Annotated in this window: 4 protein-coding genes; 2 read left to right on the top strand and 2 right to left on the bottom strand. The window is 57.9% G+C overall.

All coding sequences use genetic code 11. The features are described from left to right. Positions 1–103, bottom strand: a 103-nt coding sequence (locus KGA96_RS29485) for a hypothetical protein (RefSeq protein WP_150723572.1), incomplete at its 3' end; no start/stop codon positions are given. Between the two features lie 435 nt (positions 104–538). Further along, positions 539–1,438, bottom strand: coding sequence for a LysR family transcriptional regulator (locus KGA96_RS29480; protein ID WP_008053123.1), 900 nt, complete (start codon positions 1,436–1,438; stop codon positions 539–541). A gap of 157 nt (positions 1,439–1,595) precedes the next feature. Between KGA96_RS29480 and KGA96_RS29475 the strand changes: the two genes are divergently transcribed. Both KGA96_RS29475 and KGA96_RS29470 read left to right on the top strand, forming a co-directional pair. Further along, on the top strand, positions 1,596–2,777 hold the full coding sequence (locus KGA96_RS29475; protein WP_046043971.1) for an acyl-CoA dehydrogenase: 1,182 nt from the start codon (positions 1,596–1,598) through the stop codon (positions 2,775–2,777). An 11-nt stretch (positions 2,778–2,788) separates the two neighbouring features. Next, positions 2,789–4,009, top strand: coding sequence for a CaiB/BaiF CoA transferase family protein (locus KGA96_RS29470; protein ID WP_223466910.1), 1,221 nt, complete (start codon positions 2,789–2,791; stop codon positions 4,007–4,009). Positions 4,010–4,343 lie beyond the last annotated feature (334 nt).

The raw sequence follows: 4,343 nt of genomic DNA, 5'->3' as shown, positions 1-4,343 counted from the left end.
CAGTGACCTTATGGCCCTGGCCGATCAGCTTCTTGATGGTTTCCGGGGTTGCAGCAACCCGTGTTTCACCGGTCTGGGTTTCGAGAGGAACACCAATGTGCACGTCAAATCTCCTGCGTGATCTTATAGAGTAAACCCATGCACTACGGATGGTGCGGCTGGGGCGGCCGATCAGCACGATCCCGCCAAATCAGGGCGGGGCGCGGCATTTTGCAGGCGAACTTTGTGCCCTTCAAGGGATTATGACGGGTGACGGAAAATTAACTACAAGTCACCCCGTGACCGAATGTCGCAACCAACCGGCTCGATCCCTTGCAGACCGTGCTTTTCAAGGATTCTGGCCGAAATTGAAGAATTTACACATCGGCCGTATGAATGATGCGGCATCGCCTCGAAATAGTGGCGCAAAGCCGCGTCATCAGGCGCTTGTGGGACGTTTGTACGACTTTTCGATACAGTTTGCTGCTATGCGACAAATACGTACATCTGTAGGGCTTTCATTTTGCTGACTACGGGGTTAGGTAATCATGGGGAGCCTTTATCCCTCTAGGCTGTAGCTGTGCGCCTGATTTACCAGCCAGTCACGAAATGCCCTTAAAGACGCGGATTCGACCTTTCGCTCAGGAATCATCAGGTAGTAAGCCTTGATGCTGGACAGTGCTTGCGGGTTGGCGATCACCAAGCGTTTCTCTTTCAACTCCCTTTGAATCAGGAACGGCGGAATCAGGGCAATGCCCATGTCGTGCATGGCGGCCTGGGCGAGCATGGAGAATAGCTCGTAGCGGGGGCCTGTCATGTCTCTCGGGACATTCAGGTGCTGGGAGTCGAACCATTGGCGCCAGGCATAGGGGCGGGTGGTCTGTTGCAGGAGAGGTAAGTCGGCGATTTCGCCGGGCGTCAGACCGGTCTTGTTTCCGAGCAGGTTGGGGCTGCAAACGGGCATCGGATTTTCACCCATCAGCCTGTGGGACTCAGTACCCGACCAATCCGCGTCACCGAAGTAGATGGCGGCATCGAAATCCGTGTCGGCGAACAGGAACGGCCGCGTGCGGTTGGTCAGGTTGACCGTCACTTCCGGGTGCTTTTGCTGGAAGTCCTTGAGGCGCGGCAGCAGCCATTGGGTGCCGAAGGTCGGAACTACGGCCAGTTCGATCACGTTGGTGCCCTGCTGGCCCATCACGGACAAGGTATCGCGCTCAACCGCATCGAGCTGAGTGGCCACTCGACGGCTGTAGGAGAGTCCGGCTTCCGTCAGCTTGACCCCGCGCCGCGAGCGTCGGAACAGTTCCACGCTGAGGAACTCTTCAAGGCTGGCGATTTGTCGGCAAATCGCGCCTTGGGTCAGCGAAAGTTCCTGGGCGGCCTTGGTGAAGCTCTCGTGGCGCGCCGCGGCCTCGAAGCTGATCAGGGCGGTGGTGCTGGGTATCTTTCTGCGCATGTACGTCAACCTCACTAATACATCGCATAAAGGCTCTTTCGCGACGTTTCGGAGTGAGAAATTAGCACAACAGTATGCAAAATCCTCGTTTGCCGTAGCGCCGATCCGGGCCTAGGATCAGTCCACGTTATTTGACCCGATTCGAGAGGACACACTCATGGGCGGTAAAGCTAGCTTCAACTGGATCGATCCCCTGCTGCTGGATCAACAGCTCACTGAAGAAGAACGCATGATTCGCGACACGGCTGCGCAATTCGCTCAGCAAAGCCTTGCGCCGCGCATCCTCGAAGCTTTCCGTCATGAGAAGACCGATCCGGCGATCTTCCGCGAAATGGGCGAAATCGGCCTGTTGGGTGCAACCATCCCCGAGCAGTACGGTGGCAGCGGCCTGAACTATGTCAGCTACGGCCTGATCGCCCGTGAAGTCGAGCGCATCGACTCCGGCTATCGTTCGATGATGAGCGTGCAGTCCTCGCTGGTGATGGTGCCAATCAATGAATTCGGTACCGAAGCGCAGAAGCAGAAGTACCTGCCGAAACTGGCGTCGGGCGAATGGATCGGCTGCTTCGGTCTGACCGAGCCAAACCACGGCTCCGACCCGGGCGCGATGATCAGTCGTGCGCGCAAAGTGGAAGGCGGCTACAGCCTCACCGGCAGCAAGATGTGGATCACCAACAGCCCGATCGCCGATGTGTTCGTGGTCTGGGCCAAGGACGATGCCGGCGACATCCGCGGTTTCGTTCTGGAGAAAGGCTGGAAAGGCCTGAGCGCTCCGGCGATTCACGGCAAGGTGGGCCTGCGGGCATCGATCACCGGTGAGATCGTGATGGACAACGTATTCGTTCCGGAAGAGAACATCTTCCCGGATGTCCGTGGCCTGAAAGGTCCTTTCACTTGCCTCAACTCGGCACGTTACGGCATCTCCTGGGGTGCGCTGGGTGCGGCCGAGTTCTGCTGGCACACCGCTCGCCAATACACCCTGGATCGCCAACAGTTCGGTCGCCCGCTGGCCGCCACTCAGTTGATCCAGAAGAAACTGGCCGACATGCAGACTGAAATCACCATGGCGCTGCAAGGTTGCCTGCGTCTGGGTCGTATGAAGGACGAAGGGACCGCGGCAGTCGAAATCACTTCGATGATGAAGCGCAACTCTTGCGGCAAGTCCCTGGACATCGCGCGCATGGCTCGCGATATGTTGGGCGGGAACGGCATCTCCGATGAATTCGGTGTTGCGCGTCATCTGGTTAACCTGGAAGTGGTGAACACCTATGAAGGTACGCACGACGTCCATGCACTGATCCTCGGTCGTGCGCAAACCGGCCTCCAGGCGTTCTATTAAGGAGAACGTCCATGGGCGCGCTATCGCATCTACGGGTACTGGATTTATCGCGGGTGCTGGCCGGGCCTTGGGCCGGGCAAATCCTGGCCGACCTTGGCGCCGAAGTGATCAAGGTCGAGCGTCCGGGTAACGGCGATGACACGCGCGCCTGGGGACCACCGTTCCTTAAAGACGCTTATGGCGAGAACACCAGCGAGGCCGCGTATTACTTGTCGGCCAATCGCAACAAGCAATCGGTCACCATCGACTTCACTCGCCCTGAAGGGCAGAAGCTGGTGCGTGAACTGGCGGCCAAGTCGGACATCCTGATCGAGAACTTCAAGGTCGGCGGTCTGGCGGCTTATGGTCTGGACTATGAGTCGCTGAAGGCGATCAATCCGGATCTGATCTATTGCTCGATCACCGGGTTCGGCCAGACCGGTCCTTACGCCAAGCGTGCGGGTTATGACTTCATGATCCAGGGGCTGGGCGGTCTCATGAGCCTGACGGGGCGACCTGAAGGCGAAGAGGGTGCGGGGCCGGTGAAGGTTGGCGTGGCGCTGACGGACATCCTGACCGGGCTGTATTCGACTGTCGCAATCCTGGCTGCGCTTGCGCATCGGGATCACGACGGCGGTGGTCAGCATATCGATATGGCTCTGCTGGATGTGCAGGTGGCTTGTCTGGCCAACCAGGCAATGAACTACCTGACGACAGGCAATGCGCCTAAACGCTTGGGTAATGCTCACCCGAACATCGTGCCCTATCAGGATTTTCCTACGGCGGATGGCGATTTCATCCTTACCGTCGGGAACGATGGGCAGTTCCGCAAGTTCGCGGAAGTGGCCGGGCAGCCGCAGTGGGCGGACGATCCGCGTTTTGCGACCAACAAGCTGCGGGTGGCAAACAGGGCGGTACTGATTCCGCTGATCCGTCAGGCGACGGTGTTCAAGACTACCGCTGAATGGGTGGTGCAGTTGGAGCAGGCTGGTGTGCCCTGCGGGCCTATCAATGACTTGGCGCAGATGTTTGCTGATCCTCAGGTGAAGGCGCGCGGGTTGGCTATCGAGCTGCCGCATGCGCTGGCCGGGATGGTGCCTCAGGTGGCGAGCCCGATTCGACTGTCGGAAACGCCGGTGGAGTACCGTTTTGCACCTCCTCTGCTGGGTGAGCACACGCTGGAAGTTTTGCAGCGGGTGTTGGGCCTGGATGCCGGGGCGGTGTCCGCATTCAAGGCTTCGGGCGTTCTCTGATAGGTCTCTTCTATATAGAGGGGTGTTTCGGCTCCTCTGTATAGGCTTTCTTTGGGTGGTTTTGCTGCTTTCTGCAGCTTGTTGATAGAAAACCTAAATCAGTGCTTGACGGCAGATTCCAGGTGTCTATAATTCGCCCCACTTCCGGCGCAGTCGAAACGGAAAACTCCTTGGTAAACAAAGAGTTACGCAGTTTTGACAGCAGGTTGCTTCAGTTCATCGAAGCCGAAAGGGAGTTGAAAAAGAGGTGTTGACAGCAGCGTGTAACGCTGTAGAATTCGCCTCCCGCTGACGAGAGATCTGAAGCGCAAGTGGTTGAAGTTGAAAAGGAAAC

It is taken from the genome of Pseudomonas sp. GL-R-26 (assembly GCF_019947365.1).
Taxonomy (GTDB): domain Bacteria; phylum Pseudomonadota; class Gammaproteobacteria; order Pseudomonadales; family Pseudomonadaceae; genus Aquipseudomonas.
This window is presented reverse-complemented; position numbering and strand designations above follow the sequence as displayed.